The sequence below is a fragment of the Streptomyces chartreusis NRRL 3882 genome, from assembly GCF_900236475.1.
GTDB classification, from domain to species: domain Bacteria; phylum Actinomycetota; class Actinomycetes; order Streptomycetales; family Streptomycetaceae; genus Streptomyces; species Streptomyces chartreusis_D.
The window spans coordinates 8055902-8077579 of sequence record NZ_LT963352.1; the positions used below are offsets into that span (position 1 = coordinate 8055902).

At 71.9% G+C, this 21678-nt stretch carries 23 protein-coding genes; 11 read left to right on the forward strand and 12 right to left on the reverse strand.

What is annotated here, in order from left to right; translation table 11 throughout:
- Window positions 1-48: 48 nt before the first annotated feature.
- Entirely contained in the window at window positions 49-396 is a 348-nt protein-coding gene (locus tag SCNRRL3882_RS36280) for an ArsR/SmtB family transcription factor (protein WP_010037536.1), read from the forward strand.
- On the opposite strand, the gene SCNRRL3882_RS36285 is transcribed toward SCNRRL3882_RS36280, so the two are convergent.
- Entirely contained in the window at window positions 393-1736 is a 1344-nt protein-coding gene (locus SCNRRL3882_RS36285) for an FAD-dependent oxidoreductase (protein WP_010037539.1), read from the reverse strand. The two genes, SCNRRL3882_RS36280 and SCNRRL3882_RS36285, sit on opposite strands and share 4 nt — an antisense overlap.
- Window positions 1737-1944: 208 nt before the next feature.
- Between SCNRRL3882_RS36285 and SCNRRL3882_RS36290 the strand changes: the two genes are divergently transcribed.
- Window positions 1945-2409 (forward strand): DUF6214 family protein, encoded by a 465-nt coding sequence (locus SCNRRL3882_RS36290; protein WP_029180999.1) that lies wholly within the window; start codon window positions 1945-1947, stop codon window positions 2407-2409.
- Here the strand turns inward: SCNRRL3882_RS36290 and SCNRRL3882_RS36295 are convergent.
- A complete protein-coding gene (locus SCNRRL3882_RS36295) occupies window positions 2348-3091 on the reverse strand; it encodes a DUF305 domain-containing protein (protein WP_010037541.1) in 744 nt (247 codons plus the stop codon). The two genes, SCNRRL3882_RS36290 and SCNRRL3882_RS36295, sit on opposite strands and share 62 nt — an antisense overlap.
- A gap of 190 nt (window positions 3092-3281) precedes the next feature.
- Between SCNRRL3882_RS36295 and SCNRRL3882_RS36300 the strand changes: the two genes are divergently transcribed.
- Window positions 3282-4784, forward strand: coding sequence for an LVIVD repeat-containing protein (locus SCNRRL3882_RS36300; RefSeq protein ID WP_010037542.1), 1503 nt, complete (start codon window positions 3282-3284; stop codon window positions 4782-4784).
- Here the strand turns inward: SCNRRL3882_RS36300 and SCNRRL3882_RS36305 are convergent.
- From SCNRRL3882_RS36305 to SCNRRL3882_RS36325, 5 genes are all read right to left on the reverse strand, one after another.
- Window positions 4772-5458: a TetR/AcrR family transcriptional regulator gene (locus SCNRRL3882_RS36305; protein ID WP_010037544.1), complete on the reverse strand. Its 687-nt coding sequence runs from the start codon at window positions 5456-5458 to the stop codon at window positions 4772-4774. The two genes, SCNRRL3882_RS36300 and SCNRRL3882_RS36305, sit on opposite strands and share 13 nt — an antisense overlap.
- Before the next feature lie 170 nt (window positions 5459-5628).
- Window positions 5629-6318 (reverse strand): HAD family hydrolase, encoded by a 690-nt coding sequence (locus SCNRRL3882_RS36310; protein WP_010037545.1) that lies wholly within the window; start codon window positions 6316-6318, stop codon window positions 5629-5631.
- Between the two features lie 10 nt (window positions 6319-6328).
- On the reverse strand, window positions 6329-7021 hold the full coding sequence (locus tag SCNRRL3882_RS36315) for a phosphatase PAP2 family protein (protein ID WP_010037547.1): 693 nt from the start codon (window positions 7019-7021) through the stop codon (window positions 6329-6331).
- Between the two features lie 148 nt (window positions 7022-7169).
- Window positions 7170-8105: a M56 family metallopeptidase gene (locus tag SCNRRL3882_RS36320; protein ID WP_010037548.1), complete on the reverse strand. Its 936-nt coding sequence runs from the start codon at window positions 8103-8105 to the stop codon at window positions 7170-7172.
- A 99-nt stretch (window positions 8106-8204) separates the two neighbouring features.
- The gene (locus SCNRRL3882_RS36325) at window positions 8205-8765 is read right to left on the reverse strand and encodes a DUF5134 domain-containing protein (protein WP_010037549.1); all 561 of its coding nucleotides are present in this window, start codon (window positions 8763-8765) and stop codon (window positions 8205-8207) included.
- Between the two features lie 167 nt (window positions 8766-8932).
- Here SCNRRL3882_RS36325 and SCNRRL3882_RS36330 point away from each other — a divergent pair, with 167 nt between their 5' ends.
- Both SCNRRL3882_RS36330 and SCNRRL3882_RS36335 read left to right on the forward strand, forming a co-directional pair.
- The gene (locus SCNRRL3882_RS36330; RefSeq protein WP_029181000.1) at window positions 8933-10597 is read left to right on the forward strand and encodes an FUSC family protein; all 1665 of its coding nucleotides are present in this window, start codon (window positions 8933-8935) and stop codon (window positions 10595-10597) included.
- A complete protein-coding gene (locus SCNRRL3882_RS36335; RefSeq protein ID WP_102514917.1) occupies window positions 10594-11259 on the forward strand; it encodes a MarR family winged helix-turn-helix transcriptional regulator in 666 nt (221 codons plus the stop codon). The genes SCNRRL3882_RS36330 and SCNRRL3882_RS36335 overlap by 4 nt, the downstream gene beginning before the upstream one ends.
- A 51-nt stretch (window positions 11260-11310) precedes the next feature.
- Here SCNRRL3882_RS36335 and SCNRRL3882_RS36340 read toward each other — a convergent pair whose 3' ends face one another.
- Together SCNRRL3882_RS36340 and SCNRRL3882_RS36345 are read right to left on the reverse strand one after the other, a co-directional pair.
- On the reverse strand, window positions 11311-12363 hold the full coding sequence (locus SCNRRL3882_RS36340) for an aldo/keto reductase (protein ID WP_010037552.1): 1053 nt from the start codon (window positions 12361-12363) through the stop codon (window positions 11311-11313).
- Between the two features lie 94 nt (window positions 12364-12457).
- Complete coding sequence (locus SCNRRL3882_RS36345; protein WP_010037553.1) at window positions 12458-13219, reverse strand: VOC family protein; 762 nt, start codon at window positions 13217-13219, stop codon at window positions 12458-12460.
- A 178-nt stretch (window positions 13220-13397) separates the two neighbouring features.
- On the opposite strand from SCNRRL3882_RS36345, the gene SCNRRL3882_RS36350 reads away from it, so the two are divergent.
- A complete protein-coding gene (locus SCNRRL3882_RS36350) occupies window positions 13398-14333 on the forward strand; it encodes a hypothetical protein (protein ID WP_010037555.1) in 936 nt (311 codons plus the stop codon).
- Here the strand turns inward: SCNRRL3882_RS36350 and SCNRRL3882_RS36355 are convergent.
- Window positions 14315-14707, reverse strand: coding sequence for a VOC family protein (locus SCNRRL3882_RS36355; protein WP_010037556.1), 393 nt, complete (start codon window positions 14705-14707; stop codon window positions 14315-14317). The two genes, SCNRRL3882_RS36350 and SCNRRL3882_RS36355, sit on opposite strands and share 19 nt — an antisense overlap.
- A 70-nt stretch (window positions 14708-14777) precedes the next feature.
- On the opposite strand from SCNRRL3882_RS36355, the gene SCNRRL3882_RS36360 reads away from it, so the two are divergent.
- Window positions 14778-15317, forward strand: a complete 540-nt coding sequence (locus tag SCNRRL3882_RS36360; protein ID WP_010037557.1) for a GNAT family N-acetyltransferase — start codon at window positions 14778-14780, stop codon at window positions 15315-15317.
- 32 nt (window positions 15318-15349) lie between these two features.
- Here the strand turns inward: SCNRRL3882_RS36360 and SCNRRL3882_RS36365 are convergent, their stop codons facing one another.
- Window positions 15350-16033 carry a glycerophosphodiester phosphodiesterase gene (locus SCNRRL3882_RS36365; RefSeq protein WP_010037560.1) on the reverse strand — a complete coding sequence of 228 codons (684 nt, stop codon included), beginning with the start codon at window positions 16031-16033 and terminating at the stop codon, window positions 15350-15352.
- Between the two features lie 249 nt (window positions 16034-16282).
- Here SCNRRL3882_RS36365 and SCNRRL3882_RS36370 point away from each other — a divergent pair, with 249 nt between their 5' ends.
- From SCNRRL3882_RS36370 to SCNRRL3882_RS36380, 3 genes are read left to right on the forward strand one after another with little or no spacing between them, the layout of a single operon-like run.
- On the forward strand, window positions 16283-17680 hold the full coding sequence (locus tag SCNRRL3882_RS36370; protein WP_029181002.1) for a DUF6421 family protein: 1398 nt from the start codon (window positions 16283-16285) through the stop codon (window positions 17678-17680).
- Between the two features lie 41 nt (window positions 17681-17721).
- Entirely contained in the window at window positions 17722-18471 is a 750-nt protein-coding gene (locus SCNRRL3882_RS36375) for an SDR family oxidoreductase (protein ID WP_010037562.1), read from the forward strand.
- A complete protein-coding gene (locus SCNRRL3882_RS36380) occupies window positions 18468-19538 on the forward strand; it encodes a threonine aldolase family protein (protein WP_010037564.1) in 1071 nt (356 codons plus the stop codon). The genes SCNRRL3882_RS36375 and SCNRRL3882_RS36380 overlap by 4 nt, the downstream gene beginning before the upstream one ends.
- 24 nt (window positions 19539-19562) lie before the next feature.
- Here the strand turns inward: SCNRRL3882_RS36380 and SCNRRL3882_RS36385 are convergent, their stop codons facing one another.
- Window positions 19563-20930 (reverse strand): hypothetical protein, encoded by a 1368-nt coding sequence (locus SCNRRL3882_RS36385; RefSeq protein WP_010037565.1) that lies wholly within the window; start codon window positions 20928-20930, stop codon window positions 19563-19565.
- A gap of 174 nt (window positions 20931-21104) precedes the next feature.
- Between SCNRRL3882_RS36385 and SCNRRL3882_RS36390 the strand changes: the two genes are divergently transcribed.
- Window positions 21105-21677: a transglutaminase domain-containing protein gene (locus SCNRRL3882_RS36390; protein ID WP_010037566.1), complete on the forward strand. Its 573-nt coding sequence runs from the start codon at window positions 21105-21107 to the stop codon at window positions 21675-21677.
- Window position 21678 lies beyond the last annotated feature (1 nt).

Sequence of the window (21678 nt, forward strand, 5' to 3'; positions counted from 1 at the left end):
TACGAGGGTTCTCGTACTATGGGATCCCCGAAGGAAAGTGGAGCCGCCGTGACCTCTCCCGCCGTCAGCAGCCGCGACCTGCCGCATCCCGTGTGTGACGAGATTCGGCTGGAGGGGGTGCTGCATGCGCTGTCCGACCCGATGCGGTTGCGGATCGTGCGGGAGCTTGCCGGGGTCGGCGGGGAGCTGTCCTGTTCGCACTTCGACCTGCCGGTCACGAAGTCCACGACCACGCATCACTTCCGGGTGTTGCGGGAGAGCGGGGTGATCCGGCAGGTGTACCGGGGCACGGCCAAGATGAACGGGCTGCGGCGCGATGATCTGGATGCGCTGTTCCCGGGGCTTCTGGACGCGCTTCTCGACGCCGCGGCTCGGCAGGCCGTCCGTGGTGGCTAACCCACGTCGCCGTGCGCGGCGGTCATGAGGGACTGCCAGTCCGGAAGCTTCACCACGTTCCTGCCGAGTGACGCTCCCAGCACTGCCTCTGCCTGTTCGATCGACTGCCAGCCCGTCCACTCGATCGGGTCGGCTCCCGCTGCGCGCAGTGCCGCGAGCGGGTCCTCGGGGACGTCCTTGTGGATGAGGACCGGGGCGTCCTCCAGCAGGGACGTCGCCGTCTCCTTCGCGCAGGGGCGGTTCGTGCCGATGACGCCTGTCGGGCCCCGCTTGATCCAGCCGGCCACGTACTCGCCCGGTGTGACGACGCCCTCGCGCAGGACGCGCCCGGCCAGATTCGGCACCGTGCCGCTGTCCGCGTCGAACGGCAGCCCCTCCAGCGGCACCCCGCGATAACCCACCGAGCGCAGCACCAGCTGGGCCTCGATGTCCTCGAACCGACCCGTGCCCGCCACGCCGCCGTGCCCGTCCGGCGCCGTCCGCTCGAAGCGCACCGCACCCACGTGGCCCTGCTCTGCGAGCAGTTCGACCGGGCGGAGGAAGAAGCGCGGCCGGATCCGGCGCGGGGCGCCGCTCGGCGGTGTCTCGGACCAGCCGCGCAGTACCTCCACGTTGCGGCGCTGCGGGGCGGGCAGGGTGGACGGGTCGGCGTATCCGGGGTCCAGGGCCAGCTCCGCCGGGTCCACGGTGACGTCGGTCTCCGGGAGGGTGCCCAGCTCGCGCAGTTCCTTGGTGGTGAAGCGGGCCTGCGACGGGCCGCGCCGGCCCACCATGTGGATCTCGGTCACCCGGCTCGCCGCCAGTGTCGTCAGGGCCGCCTGAGGCATGTCGGTCGGGCTGAGCTCGGCCAGGCCGCGGGCCAGCATCCGGGTGACGTCCACGGCGACGTTCCCCACGCCGATCACCACGGCCGACCGGGCGTCGCGCAGGAACCCGGCGTCCACGGCGTCCGGGTGGGCGCTGTACCAGGACACGAACTGTGTCGCCGACCAGCTGCCCGGCAGGTCCTCCCCGGGGATGCCGAGATGCCGGTCGGTGGCGGCGCCCACGCAGTACACGACCGCGTGGTAGAGCTCCCGCAGCCGGGTGACCGGCACGCCACCGGGGCCGGCATGGACGCCTCCGAGGAACCGGACCCGGTCGTGCTCCAGGATCGTGCGCAGGTTGTTCTGGAGCGACTTGATCTTCTCGTGGTCCGGGGCCACGCCGTAGCGGACCAGGCCGTACGGGCACGGCAGCCGGTCCAGGACGTCGACGCGCACCTCGGGGTCCTGCTGGACCAGGCTCTGGGCGGTGTAGCACCCGCTCGGCCCGGAGCCTACGACGGCGACTCGCAGCACGGCGGAACTCCTTACCCGGGGATTCCGAAGGCTCTCACGAGAGCGCTCATGCCTCCAGCATCGCACCGGCCGGGCTCCGCTGACAGGGTGCTGTGCTCCGCTCGGGCGCGTGTCCGATCTGTATGGAATGTGATCATTCGGTTACGTTCTGTGTGTGCTGGAAGCATCCTTTCTTAATCTGTCTGATCGCTCTCCGGTGGACAGCGCGGTGTCCGTGCGGCCCGCGTGGGAGGTGCGGGAGAACGAGAACGCCACGCGATGGTTCGACGTCCGGCTGGCCTTCACGGACGGCGCCCACGTCGAGGCACTGGCCGTCGTGGCCGGGGGATGCGTCGGCGTGGAGGACGTACGCGCACAGCCCGCGCTGTCCCTCGACGACCTGGCGGTGCTCGCCGACTGGATCGAGGACTCGCTGGCCGAGGCGTGCGACGCCGGTGCCGGGACGGCTCCCGGAGGCCGCGCAGGCCAGGGGCGGCGGGCCCGGCCGGCCTGGCCGCGCGGTGCGCAGGGGCGGTGGCTGGTGGCGCAGGAGTACCGCGCTGCCCAGCAGGACGGTGCAGATCCGGTCCTCGCCGTGATGTGCGCGACCGGACACAGCCGTCGGACGTCCCTCAGGCTGATCGGCCAGGCCCGGGACGCCGGGCTCCTGGCACCGCGCCGCGCCCGGCGCTGAACGGGCCGGCGCCGGGTGCCGCCAGAGTCCGCTGGAGCATGTCCCGCATCCGTGTGATCTCGCTCGTCTGCTGGGCGATCACCTCGTCGGCCATCTCCTCGATACGGATGTTGTTGCCCTGCCCCTTCACGTCGGTGGCCATCGTGATCGCGCCCTGGTGATGGGTCGTCATCAGCGTCAGGAAGAGCTGGTCGAACGCCCTCCCGTCGGCCGCTCGGAGCTTCTTCAGCTGTGCCTCGGTCGCCATGCCGGGCATCACGGAGTGCTCGTGCCGCTCCGCCTCCAGCGGCTTGCCGTACGACTTCAACCAGCCCTTCATGGCCTCGATCTCCGGCTTCTGGGCGGCGGCGATCCGAGCGGCGATCCGTTTCACCTTCGCCGACTCGGCGCGCTGCGGGGCGAGTTCGGTCATCACCAGGGCCTGGGCGTGGTGTTCGATCATCATGCGGGCGTAGGAGACGTCCGCCGCGTTGGGGGAGTCGTTCTCCGAGCGCCGGCCGGCCTCCTCGGCGGACAGGGTGCGGTTCGGCTCGCCGGGCTCGCCCGGTGCGATCACGGCGGGCCCGTCCGCCGCGGCAGGCTTCCGGTCCGGGCCGGAGTCGCAGCCCCCGGTCATGAGCACGGCCAGGGCGACCAGCCCCGTCGCGACGACGGACGTACGGGACGCGCGGCGGAAGAGCACAACGACCTCCTGTGGCAGGCGGGTTGGTGGATACCTCGTGATGCTGACGACCGTTCGGGCATGCTCCGCGGGTCATTGACCGAGTGGCTTCTTTACGATCCTGTTGGCGCCTGTTGGTATGTGCATGACGAGGACGATACTGCGTGGTGCGTGAACCGTTCCGCAGCGAACGGCACCAGGGAGGAAAACAGTGATCCTGTTGAACGACCGCAGAACACGCCGCAGACGCCTGGGAGCCTGTGCGATCGCCGGCGGACTGCTGGCCGCGCTCCTCGTGGCGGCGCCGGCAGGGGCCACCCCCGACCCGGGGGACGTGCCGCCCACGCCGAAGGAAGTCTCCAAGAGCGCGCAGGCCGAGGCGCGCGAGGCCATCGAAAGCGGCGAGATACCCGGCCAGGACGTGATCGTCCACTCCGCCAACATCGAGCACCTCGCCAACATCCCCAAGGACGTGCTGCCCGGCACCAACACGGACCTGGCCTTCCAGGGCAGATACGCCATCGCCGGCAACTACGACGGCTTCCGCATCTTCGACATCAGCAACCCGAAGTCGCCGAAGACGGTCGCCCAGGTGCTGTGCCCGGGCTCGCAGAACGACGTCTCCGTCTCCGGCGACCTGCTGTTCCTGTCCACCGACTCCTCACGCAGCGACAGCAGTTGCAGCAGCACCACGCAGCCGGCGACCGAGAAGTCCTCGTGGGAGGGCATGAAGGTCTTCGACATCAGCGACAAGCGGAACCCGAGGTACGTCGCCGCCGTCGAGACCGCCTGCGGCTCGCACACCCACACGCTGGTGCCTCAGCGGCGGAACGTCTACGTGTACGTCTCGTCGTACTCGCCGAGCGCGGCCTACCCCGACTGCCGGCCACCGCACGACGGCATCTCCGTCATCAAGGTGCCGCGCAACGCCCCCGAGAAGGCGGCGGTCGTGGGCTTCCCCGTGCTGTTCCCCGGTGAGGGACCGGACGGCGGCGGCAATCCGGGCGGGCCCACAAACCCGGGCGTCTCCAAGACCACCGGCTGCCACGACATCACCGTGCTGCCCTCGAAGGACCTGGCCGCGGGCGCCTGCATGGGGGACGGCATCCTGTTCTCCGTCGAGGACCCGGAGCACCCGAAGGTCATCGACCGCGTGCAGGACAACGTCAACTTCTCCTTCTGGCACTCGGCGACGTTCAACCAGAAGGCGAACAAGGTCGTGTTCACCGACGAGCTGGGCGGCGGCCCCGCGGCCACCTGCAACGCGGCGACCGGGCCGAACCGCGGTGCCGACGGCATCTACGACATCGTCGGCAAGGGTGACGAGCGCAAGCTCGTCTTCCGCAGCTACTTCAAGATCCCCCGCCACCAGGCGGACACCGAGAACTGCGTGGCCCACAACGGCTCGCTGATCCCGGTGAAGGGCAGGGACCTGATGGTCCAGGCCTGGTACCAGGGCGGTGTCTCCGTCTGGGAGTTCACCGACTCGTCGAAGCCCAGGGAGATCGCCTACTTCGAACGCGGCCCGATGAGCACCGACCGGCTGACCTTCGGCGGCTCGTGGTCGGCGTACTACTACAACGGCTACATCTACTCGAACGAGATCACCAAGGGCTTCGACGTCCTGAAGATCAAGGACCGGCGCACGGACCCGGCACGGTGGGTCCACCTGCGTGAGCTCAACGTGCAGACACAGCCGGACTACTTCGGCTGACCCTGCGGACCGCACCCCGGTGCGTCCCCGGTCGCGAAGAACCGCGACAGATCCCTGTCGCTCCTCCCGCCGGAGGCTCCGGCCTCCGGCGGGACACCCAGCTCCCAGTCGAGCCGGTAGCGCTTGAACAACTCGGCCCGCAGCACCGGGACCGGCATCGGAACACCCGGCACCAGGGCGGCGTACACGGCACCCATCAGCAGGGCCCGCAGCATCGGGTAGTCGCTGTCGACGTCCCGTGACCCGTGCCGGGCGACGGTGTCCCGCAGCAGTTCGGCCAGGCGCCGCTGTTCCGGGCAGGGCATGAAGCCCTCGGCCTGCAACAGCCCGGCCATGTGCTGGCGCATCAGCACGGGCCGGTCCCTGGCCAGCCCCAGGATCGCGTCGATGGCCCGCGCCATCCGCTCCCGGCCGTCCTCGGTACGCGGCTCGCGCTCCAGCGCCTCCTCCAGCGTGCGGTGCATCAGCCGGTGCACGGCGGACTGCACGAGCTGGCGCTTGCCCGGGAAGTAGTACGAGACCAGACCGCGGGCCGAACCCGCCCGGTCGGCGATGTCGCCGAGCGTCGTGGCCTCGAAGCCGCGCTCGCCGACCAGCTCGACCGCCGCCTGGAGAAGCCGCTCCTTCGAACGCCTCCGCAACTCTTCATTGACCGAGGCGCTGCGCGGGGACATGCTGTAACTCCTGCGTTGACTGGCTGCCAGCCAACTATACTCGTAGGCGTCCGGCCAGGACCGTGAGGTCCGGACCGGCGATGCCGTCTGCCTCGGGCGACACGGGGGATCGTCCGAGGCGGGCGAGCAGACGACCTGGTGGTGGCCTCGGGCTACTGGTTTCCGCGGGGTCAGCTCACCAGGTCCAGGACCGGCCGCAGCCCGTCCGGCCGGTCGGTCACCGGCAGGTGGTCCACGAAGTGCACTTCACACCCCAGGGCGGCGGCCCCGCCGTCCGCCCTGCGGTCGTCGCCGACCATGAGCGTCCGGCGCGGATCCGCGCCGAGCGCCTCGCAGGCGGTGGCGAACAGCCGCGGGTCGGGCTTCTGGATGCCGTGCTCGTACGACAGGACGTACGCGTCGACGTAGCGGTCCAGGCCGTGCTCGCGGAACACCGGGCGCAGGTCCCAGCCGATGTTGCTGACCACCCCGACGGGGACGCCCCGCTCCCGCAGCGTGCGCAGCACCTCGACGGCGTCCGGGTACGGGGTCCACGCCGCCGGTGTCATGTGGCGGTCGTACAGCGCGTCGTGCCACGCCGGGTCGGGCAGCGTGACCTGGCGGGAGAGGCCGGTGTAGGCGGCCCGGTGCAGTGCGGCACTCTGGTCGCGGATCAGCCAGGCGTCGGCCAGTTCCTCCGGCACCCGAGCGGGATCGCCACCGCCCGGCAGCGCCCCGACTGCCTCCAGCGCCTGCGCGGTGACGGTGAACTCGGCCTCTGTGAAGGGGACTTCGGCATCGGCCACGACACCGCGCAGCCAGGATTCGGTGGACTCGACGCGGAAGAGCGTTCCGGAGAAGTCGAACAGCACAGCCGTCATGGGGGCGATCCTACGAGGCGGTGTCCGGGTGGGTACGCGGCTGCCGGTGCTCGTGCGTCCACACCGCCAGAGCCACCACCAGCGCGCCCAGCAGCCAGCCGCCCACCACGTCCGTCGGCCAGTGGACGCCCAGCCAGACACGGGTGAGTCCGACACCGATCACGGACACGACGGCCACGGTCACGGCCGTACGCCACACGGCACGGCCGACGCCGTGCCGGTGCAGGAGCCACAGGAAGAGGCCGCACACCACCGTGGCGGTCATGGCGTGGCCCGACGGGAAGGCCGAGTAGTGGGCCGAGTCGACGGGGTCGGGCCAGACCGGGCGGGGGCGGTCCACCAGGGCCTTGAGGGCCTGCTGGAACAGCGTGCCCAGCGTGACGGCCAGCGCCAGCCACGCCGCCGTCCAGTGCGCCGCGAGGCGCACCACCAGCCACACGACCACGACCGCGCACAGCGCGCGCATGGTCCACGGGTCCCACACCCAGTCCGTGAGGATGCGGCACGCCTGGGTGATGCCGGATTCCTCGACCGCCCAGCGGTGGGTGGTGGCGGAGATGTCTCCGTCCGCGTTGATCAACGGGCTCCATCTGGCCGCGACGAGGGTCAGCAGCAGAGCGGAGCACAAGGCCAGTACGCCGGCCGACCGGGCGGCGGTGCCGTGCTGCGGGCGGGGCGGGGAGTCGAGGGACCGGGTGTGCATGATGCGATCCTCGCCGAACCGGGGGCTCCGGATCCAGTACGGAGCCGATCTTCGCTACCCGAACCGCACACTCCGGCCATCGGGACGCGATCGTCACGCCTTTGGCATCGGCACGGATTTCACCGGCGCCCCGGACCATGCATTCGGGCTATCCCAGCGCCCGCAGCCCCGGTACGAACGCCACCAGCACCGGCACCACGGGCACCAGGGCGGCAGCCGCCGTCAGCCGCAGCCGGCGTGCCGGGGACAGCCGGTCCGGGGGAGTGAGCAACCGGTGCACCCGCGCCGGGACATGTGCCTGCGGCGTCGGGCAGGGGCCGAACACGCCGCGGTGCTCGTTGAGTTCGACCAGGGCCAGGGCCGTGGTCAGGCGGCCGAAGCGGCGGGACGCCGTGTCGTCGGCGGCGAGTTCGACCAGGCGGTGCATCTCGTCGCGGAACGCGGCGAACACCGGCACCTGCGGAAAGCCGCCCGCCAGCGCGGAGGAGCAGTTCAGCAGCCAGTCGTGCCGCGCCCGCGCGTGCCCCTGCTCATGGGCGAGCACGGCGTCCAGTTGCCGGCCCTTCAGCCGGCGCAACGCGGCCGTGGTGACGACCAGTTGCGGCGGAGCGCCGGGCTGCCACCAGGCGTCGGGCCGCTCGCTCTCCAGGACGACGAGTCGGCCGGACACGGCCACCTCGCCCGGCAGCAGCGGCGCCCTGACCAGCAGATCGGCACGTCGGCGGCGGCGCCGGGCGCGTGCCCCGCCGATCTCGCGGACCAGCATCGCCGCGCTCCACAGCCCGCCGCCGGCCAAAGCCACGGCGGTGGTCGCCGCCCAGGGGCCGGCCGTACCGAGGGCGTAGGCCTCGACGACCGGGCCCGGCGCCGTCGCGAAGACGTGCCCGCCGACCGCGTGCCAGGCGGCTGCCGCGCTGAGCGTCATCGACAGCGCACAGCACACGAGCAGGGCCACCACCACGCACTGCCACACCCACAGCGCCACGACCGGCTCACGATCCGGCCAGTCCGCCCGGGCGAGCAGCCGGGGAGCGGCCACTGCGATCAGGGCGCCGAGCAGCAACAGTGCCGCGGGGAGCATCATGAGGCGCAGCCTACGAGTGAGGCACGGCTCAGGGGTACGACTTGTGGCGCCAAAGTGACGCAGGCAACGGATCCGTACGGCCCGCCGGGACGGTCCTGCTCACAGCGTCAGCAGCATCGCCACCATCGCGATCCCCATGGACAGCCGGCAGGCCCGCGCCAGTTCCGGCCGGTCGCCCCACCCGGCGGACCCGCCTCCCCCGGCCCCGCTGCCCGCCACGGCGGCCACCGGCACCAGCCGGACGCCGGTCAGCAGCACGTACCCGGCGAAGTAGAGCAGCAGCGCACCGGTCAGCAGCGGGACCCCAGATCCCCCCTGACCGTGCGCGTGGGCGGGAGCGCCGGCCATGACGACGGACATGTAGACCATGGCCCCGGCCCCCACCAGGTGGTGGAGGTGGTGCGCGCCGGCCCGCGCCGCCCACAGCGCGGGGACCGCGGCCGCCCCGAACACCACCGCGTAGGCGGGCCAGGCCCACGGCGGCGGAGTGAACACCGCCGCCGGCACCGCCATCGCGGCCATCCCGAAACCCATCAGCGCCTCACCGCCCGCGGTGCTGCGCTGCTCCCCGGCGCTGCCGCGCATCCGCACCAGGCAGTAGGCGCCGGTCACCGCGCAGAGCACCACCAGTAGCCAGCCGGACGAAGCCGGTCCGTGCACGCGCACCCTCCCCGCTCGACGGTCGGTCAGCTCGGCAGTCGGTCCATCGATGCCCGGGCCATGCGGCGCGCACGCAAGCGCAAGGGTGTACACGGGGAGCATTCGAGGGAGCACGCGAGGTGACAGCATGTCTTTTATGAGTAAAACACCTGCTAACCTTGTCTCCTATGAGCAGTGCGACCCCCGTCCCCGTCTCCCCACCTGCCCGGCGTCTCCCGCTGGCGGGCGTGCTGCGCGTCGGCCGTCCCTCGGACATCTGGTTCAAGCCCGCGCTGAGCGTGGTCGCGGCGATCGCCCCTCCCAACCTCACCCTGCTGGCGCTCGGCCGGCTCGACCTGGCGATGTACACGATGGCCGGATCCCTGTGCGCGCTGTACGCGCACAACCGGCCCTACGCCGCCCGGGCCGGAGCCCTGGTGTGGGTGGTGCTCGGCATGCTCGGCGGGCTCGCCGTCGCCCTGGTCGCGGCCTCGCTCACGGGCAGCGCCGTGGTCCTGGTCACCGTCGGCGCTCTGCTGGCCGCCGCGCAGAAGGTGCTGTGCGACGCGACCCGTGTCGGGCCACCCGGCCATGTCGTCCTCACGTTCGTCAGCTCCGCCTCGCTGTTCGTGCCGCAGACCCTCGCCCAGGTCCCCGGCCATCTGGCGTTGGCCGCCGCGACGGGTGTCTGGGCCTGGCTGGTCTGCATGGCCCCCGCGCTGGTCCGCCCGCACGGGCCGGAGCGCCGCGCCACCGCCGCCGCGCTGAAGGCCGCCGCCGCGTACGCCGACACGGGCGGCACCGGCGAGGGCCAGGCCCGGGCCCGCGCCGCGGGCTACGCCGCCGTACAGGCCGCCTGGCAGTCGCTGTCGTCCACCAGCGCCCGTTCCCGCACCCGGCGCGCGCTCGAACGGCTCGTCGTCCGTGCCGAGGTGGCCCTCGCCGCGCCGGCGGAGGCGGACGCCGGCCGTCTGCGGGCGTGGGCCGGCGCGCTGCGCGGTACCGGGCCCGTCCCGCAGGCCGGGCTGCCGCGGGCCGCCGCCGACGAACTGCTCGGTGTCGACACGGCCCGCGGGCTCTGGGCGCGGCTCGGCCCGCTGACTCCGCTCGCCGTACGCACCGCACTCGGCTGCGCGCTCGCCGGCTACGCCTCCCTGGCCCTCGGTATCGGCCGCCCCTACTGGGCCCTGGTCACCGCCGCCTCGCTCTACCAGGCGAACATCGCCCTGACCTGGAGCCGGGCCGTCCAGCGCGTGGTGGGCAACGTCGCCGGAGTGCTCGTCTTCGCGGCCGTCGTGCCGCTCGCGCACCTGGGCCAGGCGGCCCTCGTGGTGTGCTGCCTCGCGTTCAGCTTCGGCGCCGAGCTGCTCATCAGCCGCAACTACTGGCTGGGCAGCGTCTGCGTGACCCCCATGGCCCTGCTCGTCACCGAGTTCGCCGGGTACCGGGAGCCCGGCGAGCTGATGACCGAGCGGCTCGTGGACACGGTCGTCGGCGCCCTGGTCGGCTTCGTCGCCGCAGTGGCCGTCACCAACCGGCGTGCGGGCGACCGCGTCGAGCGCGCCCTCACCGCCGCCGACCGGGCCCGCGAGCGCACCGCCCGCCTCCTGGCCGAGCCGCACCCCGACGCCGCCGCCCTGGGAGCCGCCCGTCGCGGCCTCGCCGTCGCCCTGGCCGATCTGCGCGCCACCGCCGACGCGGCGGCCGGCGAATGGTGGCAGCGCGCCCTGCCCCAGGAGCGGGTCGTACTCGCCGAACAGTCAGGACACCGTACGCTCGCCGCGACGGCACGACGCCAGGGGCTGCTCCCGGACCGGGGCACGGACACGCAGACGGAGGACGCACGGCCATGACGGCGACGGATGGACCATCGCCCAACGGGGGCGGGCCGGGGGACGGCCCGGAGCCGACGACGGGGGCTTACGGGGCCTCTGCGGCCGGAGGGAGCCCGGGCGGTGAGACCCCTGCTGCCGGAGGGGCCCCGATCGGTGCGGACCCCGGCGGTCACCGGCAGGGCGACACCGTCGCCGCCGTCGTCCGGCAGTGGCAGGCCGTTCATCCCGGGCTCGACACCGGGCCGATGGAGATCATCGGGCGGATCAACCGTTGCGCCGCCCTCCTTCAGCAGGCCGAGGACGCGCCGCTGCGCAGGGCGGGGCTCAGCCGGCCCGAGTTCGATCTGCTCGGCGCGCTGCGCCGCACCGGGCACGAGCTGACGCCCGGGGAGCTGGCCCGGGAGACCTTCTCCTCGGGCGCCGCCGTCACCAAGCGCCTCAAGCAGCTGACCGAACGGGGCCTGGTCGAACGCCGCGGCGACACCCGCGACCGCCGTGTCGCCCACCTCCGCCTCACCGACGCCGGACGCGAACTCGTGGACGGCGTCCTGCCCGCCCAGCTCGCCTACGAGACCGCCGCCCTGTCCGGCCTGGACGCCCCCGGGCAGGGCGAACTGGCCGCCCTGCTCGGAGAGTTGCTCGCCCAACTGGAGGGCCGCCTGGGCGCGCTGCGGAGCTGAGCCGTCCACCGGCGGCGGCCGGCTCGGGCCGCAGCAAGCCCGGGCCACGGGTCAGAGCACCTCGTGTGCCGTGCGGCGGTGCGTGGAGCGGCGGTCCTCGATGGCAGGCCAGCGGTCGCCGTAGATGTTCCGGGTGATGGCCGGCTCGCGGACGAAGTCGTGCGGGAAGCCGAGCGGCACCGCGCTCACCTGGTCGAGGCGGGCGAGGGCGTCCGCGTCGAGACGGACGTCGACGCTGCCCAGATTGTCGGCGAGCTGGCTCTCCTTGGTCGCCGCGATGATCGGGACCACGTTGCCCGGCCGGGCCAGCAGCCAGGCCAGCGCCACCTGGGCCGGACTCCAGCCGCCCTGCTCGGCGACCTCCAGGACGGCACTGATCACCGCCTCCTCGCGCGGGTCGACGTCACCGCCCGTGGCGCCCAGCCGTCCCGCCTCGCCCCTGCGGTACTTGCCGGTGAGCTTCCCGGCCGCGAGCGGTGCCCAGGCCAGCACCGCCAGGTCGAAGGCCCGGGCCTGGGGCAGCAGTTCGCGCTCCGGGGTCCGCTCCAGCAGGCTGTAGCGCAGTTGCGAACCGGCGAACGCGGTCCAGCCCCGCAGCTCCGCCAGCGTGTTGGCCTGGGCGATCTCCCAGGCCGGCCAGTCCGAGACACCGACGTACAGCACCTTGCCCGTGCGGACGAGGTCGTCCAGGGCCCGCATGACCTCCTCGACGGGCGTGAAGTTGTCCCGGGCGTGCACCCACAGCACGTCCAGCCGGTCGGTGCGCAGCCGCTGAAGGCTCGCCTCCACCGACTGGACCAGGTTCTTGCGGTGGTTGCCCGCGGCGTTGACGTCGCCGTCGCGGATCCCGCAGGTGTACTTGCTGGCCAGCACGAACGTGTCGCGCCGGCCCTGCAGCAGCTCACCCAGGATCCGTTCCGAGCTGCCGTCGGTGTAGTTGTTGGCGGTGTCGATGAAGTTGCCGCCCGCCTCCGCGTAAGCGTCGACGATCCGGGCGCTGGCCTCCTTGCCGGCGCCCCAGCCCCAGTCGTCGCCGATGGTCATCGCGCCGAGGCTCAGCTCGCTCACGCGCAGACCGGTCTTGCCGAACAGTGTGTAACGCACGGTCTCTTCCCTCCGGGCAGGTCGTCCGCCCGACGCTAGAAGCTGGAGCGCACTTCAGCGCAAACCACGGCCCCGGCGGTCACACACCGTCGCCTCAGCCCTCCTCGCCCGCCCCGTACACGCCGAACATGGCCCCCTGCGGGTCCCGCAGCACCGCGATGCGCCGACCGCCGGGCAGGGAGGTGGGGACCATCAGGACGTCGCCCAGCTGCTGGACGACGGCGGTCGTGGCGTCCACGTCCGCCACGGCGAAGTACGGCAGCCAGTGCGCCGGGACCTCGGGCGGGAACTTGTCGTCCATCGTCACCATGCCGCCGAAGTCCGCCCCGCCGACGCCCCACTGGGTGTACCGCTCCGAGGCCTTGACGGTCCAGCCGAACACCCGGCCGTAGAAGGCCACGGCCTGCTCGGGGCCCCTGGTGTACAGCTCGGCCCAGCCCAGCGAACCGGGCGCGTTGAACAGCCCGGCGCCCGGGAAGGTCCCCGCCTGCCACAGCTGGAACACGGCACCGGTCGGGTCGGCGGCCACCGCGAACCGGCCCGCGTCGAACACGTCCGTCGGGCCGAACAGCACCGTCCCGCCCGCCTCGGTCACTTCACGCACGGCGGCGTCCGCGTCGGTCACCGCGAACGCCACGTTCCACGCGACCGGCTGCGATGGCTGGTACAGCGGGGCGAGCGCGGCGACGGCCGCGTCCCCGAGGTGGGCGACGGTGTAGCCGCCCGCCTCCTGACGCGGGTCCGTCTCGGGCCGCCAGCCGAACAGCCTCGTGTAGAACCGCTGGGCCGCCTCCAGGTCGGTGGTCCCCAGCTCGGTCCAGCAGGGCCCGCCGGTCACCGGTGCGTCGAGCTTCATGGCGTTCCTTCCGCAGGGAGTCCCCGGGCATGAGCCCCTCCAGCACGCTAAGCCGCAGCCCGTCGTCCCTGCCATCCGGGGAAACCCACTGGTGTGCCGCACCGGCCCCGGCATACCCTCGTCCCCGTACCGCACCGCGTGGCGGCCTCCAGCTCCTTCACCTGCCCGGAGGTCTCCCATGCCCGCGCTCGAGGTGCGCCCCTTCCGCCGAGCCGACCGCGACCAGCTGACCGACCTGGTCAACATGCACGTCGCGGCCGTCGTCCCCCGCGTCTCCGTCTCCGTGAACACCGTCCTCAGCGACCTGGAACGGCAGCCCGGAGAATTCATCACCGACCCGTGGGTGGCCGAGCGGACGACGCTCGTGGCCGAGCAGCGCGACTGCGTCGTCGCCGCGGCCCACCTGCTGCGCTACCGGGCCGACGCCGCGGTCGGCGAGTCCTACCGGGACGCCGCGGAGATCAATTGGTTCGTGTGCCGTCCGGCGGCCTCCTTCTGGCCGGACGCCGACCAGGCCGCGGACCTGCTGATGCGTGAGTGCCTGGCCCGGTGCGCCCGCTGGAACGCCCGCGTCCGGTACGCCGACGGCGCGCTGCCCGCCCCCCTCGTCTACGGGCTGCCCCGCAACTGGCCGCACATCCGGGCCGTCTACGAACGCGCGGGCTTCCAGCACGTCGGGGACACCGAGGTCATCCTGATCGCCCGGGTGGCCGACCTGCCGGAGCCCGAGCCCCGGCCGGGCGTCACGATCGAGCGCACGCTGGGGGAGTGCGGCACCCGCTTCACCGCCCGCGCCGGCACCCGCGCCCTCGGCTTCGTCGAGATCGACACGGCCCTGGCCCGCCCGGAACGCCACGCCCGTGCCGCCGGCCTGGCCGACATCGGCAACCTGCACATCGACCCCGCGCAGTACGGCACCGGTCTGGAGCGCCGGCTGCTCGCCGGGGCCGCGGACTGGCTCCGCCTGTGTGGCGTGGACCGGCTCGTCGCCTACGAATCCGCCGCCGACAGCACCATGCTCGACCATCTGACGGGCGCGGGCTTTCGCGAACTGACCCGCACCGACCGGGGCTGGGAGCACCGCCCCGGAGGGCCTCAGATGCCCGGCCGGTAGCGCATCGGGTGGTCCGCCGGGACCTCCACCAGCACGATCGGCGTCCCGTCCGGATCCGCGATCCACATCTCGACCAGCCCCCAGGGCTCCTTCACCGGCGGCCGTACGATCACCACGCCCTTCGCCCGCAGCTCCTCCTGCGCCGCCGCCGCGTCGGCGACCTGGAGCCACAGGCGCGTGACAGGCGCCGGTGGGGTATCGGACCGGCCGGAGACCTCCAGGAAGCCACCGCCGAGGAAATAGACCGTCCCACGGTCCGGCCCCGTACCGAACTCCCGGTACACGGCGAGCCCGAGCTGTTCGCCGTAGAAGGCACGGGACCGCTCGGGGTCGGTGGGACGGAGCAGGATCCGGCTGCTGAGTACATGCACCATGCAGCGGAGCCTAGTGGTGCAGTTACTCTCATCCCTGCCCGAGCGCGCCACCGAACGGAGACGTACGCCCATGGACACCGACGCCACCGGACTGACCTTCCGCGATGCCACGGACGCCGACGTGGACGAGCTGGTCGCATTGATCGAGTCGGCGTACCGGGGCGACGCGAGCCGAGTCGGGTGGACCACCGAGGCGGACATTCTCCAAGGGCAGCGGACCGACCCGGAGGGGGTGCTGGCCGTCATCAAGTCGCCCGACGGCCGGCTGCTGACGGTGGAGCGGGCGGGGCGGATCGTCGCCTGCTGCCAGCTGGAGCACCGGGGTGACCACGCCTACTTCGGGATGTTCGCGGTCAGTCCCCGGCTCCAGGGCGCCGGCCTCGGCAAGGTGATCATCGCGGAGGCGGAGCGGCAGGCCCGCGAGACGTGGGGCGCGACGGAGATGCACATGACCGTGATCTCCGTACGCGAGGACCTCATCGCCTGGTACGAGCGGCGCGGCTACCGCCGTACGGGACGGACGACCCCGTTCCCGTACGGCGACGAGCGCTTCGGCATCCCGCAGCGCGACGACCTGAAGTTCGAGCTGCTGATCAAGGAGCTCGCCTAGGGGACACCCCGTGGCCGGGTCCCCCCTGGCCACTACGCCGTGAAGCGGCCCGTGCGCTTGATGTCCGGGTGGTCGGTGGTCGCGCCGTCCAGGCCGAAGGCGCGGACGAGACGCAGATGGTCCTGCGTGTTGACCACCCAGCCGATGATCCTCAGGTCGGCCTTGCGGGCGCGCTCCACGATCTCCAGGGTGAGCCGGCGGATGTTCAGGCAGACGGTCTCGGCACCGGCCTCGACGGCGCGGTCCACGATGTCGGTGCCGTAGCGGCTGGCGATCAGCGCGGTGCGCACACCCGGCACCAAGGGCTTGATCTCGGCGATCGCCTCGTCGTGGAACGAGGACACCTCCACCCGGTCGGCCAGCCCGCGCCGGTTCATCACCTCGGCCAGCGCCCGCGCCGCCTGCACGTCCTTGATCTCCGCCTGGAGCGGCGCCTGCACGGCCTCCAGGACCTCCTCGAAGACCGGTACCCGCTCGCCCCGGCCCGCGTCCAGGGCCCGCAGCTCGGCGAGGGTCTTCTCGGCGATCGGCCCGCTGCCGTCGGTCGTGCGGTCCACGTCCGTGTCGTGCATCACGACGAGCGCGCCGTCCTTGCTCAAATGCAGATCGAGTTCGATGGCGTCGAGGCCGGCCTCCTGCGCGGCGACGAAGGACCGGAGGGTGTTCTCGGGTTCCACACCCATGACTCCGCGGTGACCGATGGTGAGGAAGTTCAATTCGCGACTCTCTTCCGTCGACAGGCGGCACTGGGGGCCTGACGGCCCCCCTGACCGTATCGCCTGTACCCGCCCTGTGCAGAGGGTGAGGGCATGGTCGGCGCGCGTGCGGGCACAAGCATGGTCGACAGGAAAAAGTGCGGTGAAGGCCGGGGTAGGGCAGGATATTTTCCCGAGGTAGCCCTTGCTGGGAGGAACCTCGTGTGTATACGGTCGGGTTACGCGAGATTCTCCCGTGGAAGGTGGGACATGACGGAAATTCTTGTGCAGGTGGGTTCGGAGGAGCGGGTTCCTCCCGTGGCCAGGGTGGCGGACCACCCGGCATGGCCCGTGCTCAAGGATGCCGTGGAGCGGATCCGGCCATGGCAGTCCAAGGACGGGTCGATCGACTTCGACGCCGACGGCGCGCCCGACCCGGCCGACGCCGAGCTCGCCGTCCGCCAGGTCACGGACGCGGTCCTGGAGCTCTCCCCGCTGCTCCCGCACGACCGCGCCTACCACGAGGCCCTGGCCAAGGACCTGACCCGGTGGGCCGACGGCGGCTTCCAGGTGCCCGACTTCCTCGACTCGCTGCTGGCCTTCCAGCCCGCCGCGAACCGCGCGGACGGCCTCCAGCACCTGGTCGTCTTCCCGATGTACACGCAGAACGGCAATCCGGACCGCAACCTCGAAGCGGTCGTGCTGCGCATGGTCTGGCCGGACTGGCTGGCCGAGCTGGAGCGCACCCGCTACGACAACCCGCTGTTCTGCGGCATCAAGTTCGAGGACTTCACGGCGGGCTACGACACCAACTCCGCCGTGCTCTTCCCCGAGACCATCGCCGTGCGCGAGGCCCCCGAGCGGTTCAGCTGGGGCGGCATCTTCTGCGACCGTGAGGCCGCCCGCTTCCGCCGCGTCACCGACGCCGCCGTCGAGATCCTCGGCCTGGAGCTGCCCGAGGACATCGCCGCGATGGTCCACGACCAGAAGCGCTGCGAGGAGGCGTTCGTCCTGTGGGACATGGTCCACGACCGCACCCACAGCCACGGCGACCTGCCGTTCGACCCGTTCATGATCAAGCAGCGCCAGCCGTTCTGGATGTACGGCCTGGAGGAGCTGCGCTGCGACCTCACCGCCTTCAAGGAGGCCGTGAAGCTGGAGAAGGACGGCGTCCCGCAGGCCCGTGACGTGCAGGTCGCGGTCCTCTTCGACCGTATGTTCCGCTTCCCGGTCACCGGTGAGCGCGTGCGCAACTACGACGGCCTCGGCGGCCAGCTCCTCTTCGCCTACCTGCACAAGCACGACGTCGTCCGCTGGACCGACAACAAGCTGTCCATCGACTGGGAGCGCGCCCCGCAGGTCACCAACGAGCTGTGCGCCGAGATCGAGCAGCTGTACCGCGACGGCATCGACCGCCCCAAGCTCGTCCACTGGTTCGCCGGGTACGAGCTGGTCTCCACCTACCTCGCGCCGCACCCGGGCTCGAAGTGGGCCAAGGGACCCGAGGCGCTGGACGTGACGCAGCCGCCGCGGAAACTCGTCGATGACGTGCTTCCGGACGAGTTTCCGCTGAGCATGTTCTATGAGGCACTGTCCAAGAAGCTGAAGAACGTGATCGCCTCCACCAAGGGCATCACGGCGGACGGCGCCGAGCGGATCGCCGCGTGAGCGATCGGCGAAGCCAGAACACTGCTCAGGAGGCGAAGACCATGGCGGGGAACGGGGCGCTCAGCGGCGCGGTGATCGCGGTGGCCGGAGCGGGCGGGCCCGCGGGCCGGGCCGCGCTGCTCAGGCTGGCCGAGGCGGGGGCCACCGTCATCGGCTCGGACAACGACCCGGAGCGGCTGGCGGAGGCGGTGGACGCGGCGAGCTACGCGACCGGCGGCGCCACCGTCACCGGTGACACGGTCGACCTGCTCGACCTGCGGGCCACCCGCGACTGGGCCACCCGCATCGAGAAGGACTTCGGCCGCGTCGACGGCCTGGTCCATCTCGTCGGCGGCTGGCGCGGCAGCGAGACCTTCACCCGGACCAGCCTCGACGACTGGGACTTCCTGGAGATGCTGCTCGTGCGTACCGTGCAGCACACCTCCCTGGCCTTCCACGAGGCACTCCAGCGCAGCGACCGCGGACGGTACGTGCTGATCAGCGCGGCGGGCGCCAGCAAGCCCACCGCGGGCAACGCCGCGTACGCCGCCGGCAAGGCGGCGGCCGAGGCGTGGACGCTGGCCATGGCCGACTACTTCCGCAAGGCCGGGGGCCCCGAGGGCCCGACCTCGGCGGCTACGATCCTGGTGGTGAAGGCACTGGTGCACGACGCCATGCGCGCCGACCGCCCCAACGCGAAGTTCGCGGGCTTCACCGACGTCAAGGACCTGGCCGAGGCCATCACCGGCATCTGGGAGAAGCCCGCCGCCGAAGTGAACGGAAACCGTCTGTGGCTCACCGAGAAGCCGTGAACCCGCCGAAGACCGACGCCCGTCGCCATCACGACCCCGAGGTCCGCGGTTTCGCCAGCGACAACTACGCCGGCGCCCACCCGGAGGTGCTCGCCGCCCTGGCCCTGGCCAACGGCGGGCACCAGGTCGCGTACGGCGAGGACGCGTACACCGAGAACCTCCAGAGCGTCGTCCGCAGCCACTTCGGGGCCACCGCCGAGGCGTTCCCGGTCTTCAACGGCACCGGCGCCAACGTCGTCGCCCTCCAGGCGGTCACCGACCGCTGGGGCGCGGTGATCTGCGCCGAGAGCGCGCACATCAACGTCGACGAGTGCGGGGCGCCCGAGCGGGTCGGCGGCCTGAAGCTGCTCACCGTGCCCACGCCCGACGGCAAACTCACGCCCGAGCTGATCGACCGGCAGGCGTACGGCTGGGACGACGAGCACCGCGCGATGCCCCAGGTCGTCTCCATCGCCCAGGCCACCGAGCTGGGCACGGTCTACACGCCGGACGAGATACGCGCCCTGTGCGAGCACGCCCACGCACACGGTATGAAGGTGCACCTGGACGGCTCCCGGCTGGCCAACGCCGCCGCCACCCTGGACGTCCCGATGCGCACGCTCACCAACGCCGCCGGCGTCGACATCCTCTCCCTGGGCGGCACGAAGAACGGCGCCCTGTTCGGCGAGGCGGTCGTGGTCCTGAACCAGGACGCCGTCAGCCACATGAAGCACCTGCGCAAGCTGTCCATGCAGCTCGCCTCCAAGATGCGCTTCGTCTCGGTGCAGTTGGAGGCCCTGCTCGCCCGGGACCTGTGGCTGCGCAACGCCCGCCGCTCCAACGAGATGGCCCAGCGCCTCGCCGAGGGCGTACGTGCCGTGCACGGCGTGGAGATCCTCTACCCGGTGCAGGCCAACGCGGTGTTCGCCCGCCTGCCGCACGACGTGAGCGAGCGCCTCCAGAAGCGGTTCCGGTTCTACTTCTGGGACGAGGCCGCCGGCGTCGTCCGCTGGATGTGCGCCTTCGACACGACCGAGGAGGACGTGGACGCGTTCGTGGCGGCACTGAAGGAGGAGATGGCCCGCTGAGACCGTCTCCTCCCGAGCACCGCGTCAGTTGACGACGATCCGCGCGCTGTTGTTGCGCAGGTTCGGGTCGAACTCCCTGATGCTCAGCTCTGGGTCGTCGTTGAGCGTGGCGACGGTGGTGTGCGCGCCGCGCACCACGCGGTCGATCCGCAGCGGGATCTCGAACGTGTACGACGCCTTGTCGTGCAGGTATATAGGCGTCCGGCAGAAGTGGGTGGTGGGGGACGTCCCGTCCTCCGCCGTCCAGCAGTCCTCCTCCGGCAGGGGGCCGACCGTGGTGCCCTCCGGCGCCCGGAACCGCACCGTCGCCACGGCGGCGCCCGCGCCCAGCGACGCCACCCAGGCCGGACCGCGGTTGAGCACGGTGACACGGGCGGTCACGGTGTCACCGGCGGCCCCGCCCACCCTGCTGCCGCCGAGTTTCAGGTCGGCGGTGTTCCGGGCGTTGAGCATGACGGCCCGGTAGTTGTCCTGTGGGTCGAGGTCGGGGTCCGCCGCCGCGGCCCGGGCGGCGGCCAGGGGACGCAGGTCCAGCTCGGCGCCCGTGCCCCGGGTCCACGTCCAGTCGCCGCGCATCTCCTCCAGCGCCTCGTCGGAGTACGGGTGGACGGAGTGGTCGAACCGCTCGTACAGCGCATTCCGGCCCACGCCGAGACCGGTGTTCAGCGCGTATCGCTGCCCGGGTGCCACCGCCTCGTCCAGCACGCACAGAGCGGACGTACCGGTCTCGTGCGCCCGGTACTCGCAGTTGGCGTGCCGCTGTTCGAAACGCAGCCCGTACGAGGCGTCGAGCCACAGCAGCGTGCGGTCCGCGGTGCGGTTGCCGCTGTTGGACAGCGTCGCCCGCACGCTCGTCCTCGAGCCGGGCCTGAGGCCGTGCTGGTCGTCGGCCTGGCTGAGCCCGAGGTCCGGCCCGTTGCCCACGCCGACCCGTGTCTCTGCCGGGTGGGACGTCGCCTCTCCGGCGACGGCCGAGTAGCGCACGTACCCCGAGGCGCCGACGTCCGCTCCGGGCAGCGCGCGCAGCCCGAACGTGGCGGCCGGCACGCTCTCCGTCCCGGCGGGCATCTCGGGGACGTCGCAGACCGCCTTGACCTCCGACTCCGGCTCGCAGTTCGCCGGCCACGACACCCGCGCGAAAGAGGCGATCTCGCCGACGTCGACGGTCAGTCGCCCCGCAGGCACCCTGTCATCGGCCACGTCACGGCTGACCCGCACGGCCAGGCTGCGCTCGGGCGCGCCGCCGTCCGCGTCCGCGCCCGGCAGTACCGTCTCGTACGGCGCACTGATCCACAGCTGGTTCTCCTGGGCGTACGCGGGCCCGGCCCCGACTCCGGCCGCCAGGGCGCAGCTCACGAGTGCGGCGCCGAGCAGGCGCTGTGGGTCCTTCATGTCTTCCCCCTTGTCACGGACCTGCTGAGGCCGAGACCCGTGGCGCGGGGGAAGGGTTGCGGCGGGGCGAGTGGTTGCGGCGGTGTTCAGCCGTTCTTGCCAGTGATGCATGTTTATGCAGTAAACGGAAAATATATTGACCTGGTGGCGATCTCGTCCCTATGCTCTGCGTGCATGCAGCTGATCCAGGAAACCCCCGATCTCTCCGCCTACTTGGCCGCTGACGAGGCGATAGACCATCATCATCCGCTGGTGCGCGAGACAGCGGCCACGTTGGCCAGGGGTGTGGCGAACTCGTATGAGTATGCGCGGGATGCGTTCGAGTTCGTGCGCGACACCATCCCGCACTCGCAGGATGCGGGGGACCTCCGCGTCACCTGGCGCGCCTCCGATGTCCTGGAACAGCGCACCGGCATCTGTTATGCCAAGGCCCACGCGCTCGCGGCGCTGCTGCGGGCCGAGGACATCCCGACCGCGTTGTGCTACCAGAAGTTCGATGTCGTGCACGGTCTGGTCGCCGTGCGGTTCAACGGCGCGTGGCACCGGCAGGACCCCCGGGGCAACAAGCCGGGAGTGGACGCGCGGTTCTCCCTCGACGGTGAGCGGCTCGCCTTCACGCCCGACCCCGAACTCGGCGAGACGGACTGTCCGGTCCTGTACGCCGCGCCTCACCCGGTCGTACTCGACACCCTCAAGTCGGCCGGCGACCGGCCTCACCTGTGGAGGACACTCCCCACCGCGCTCTGAG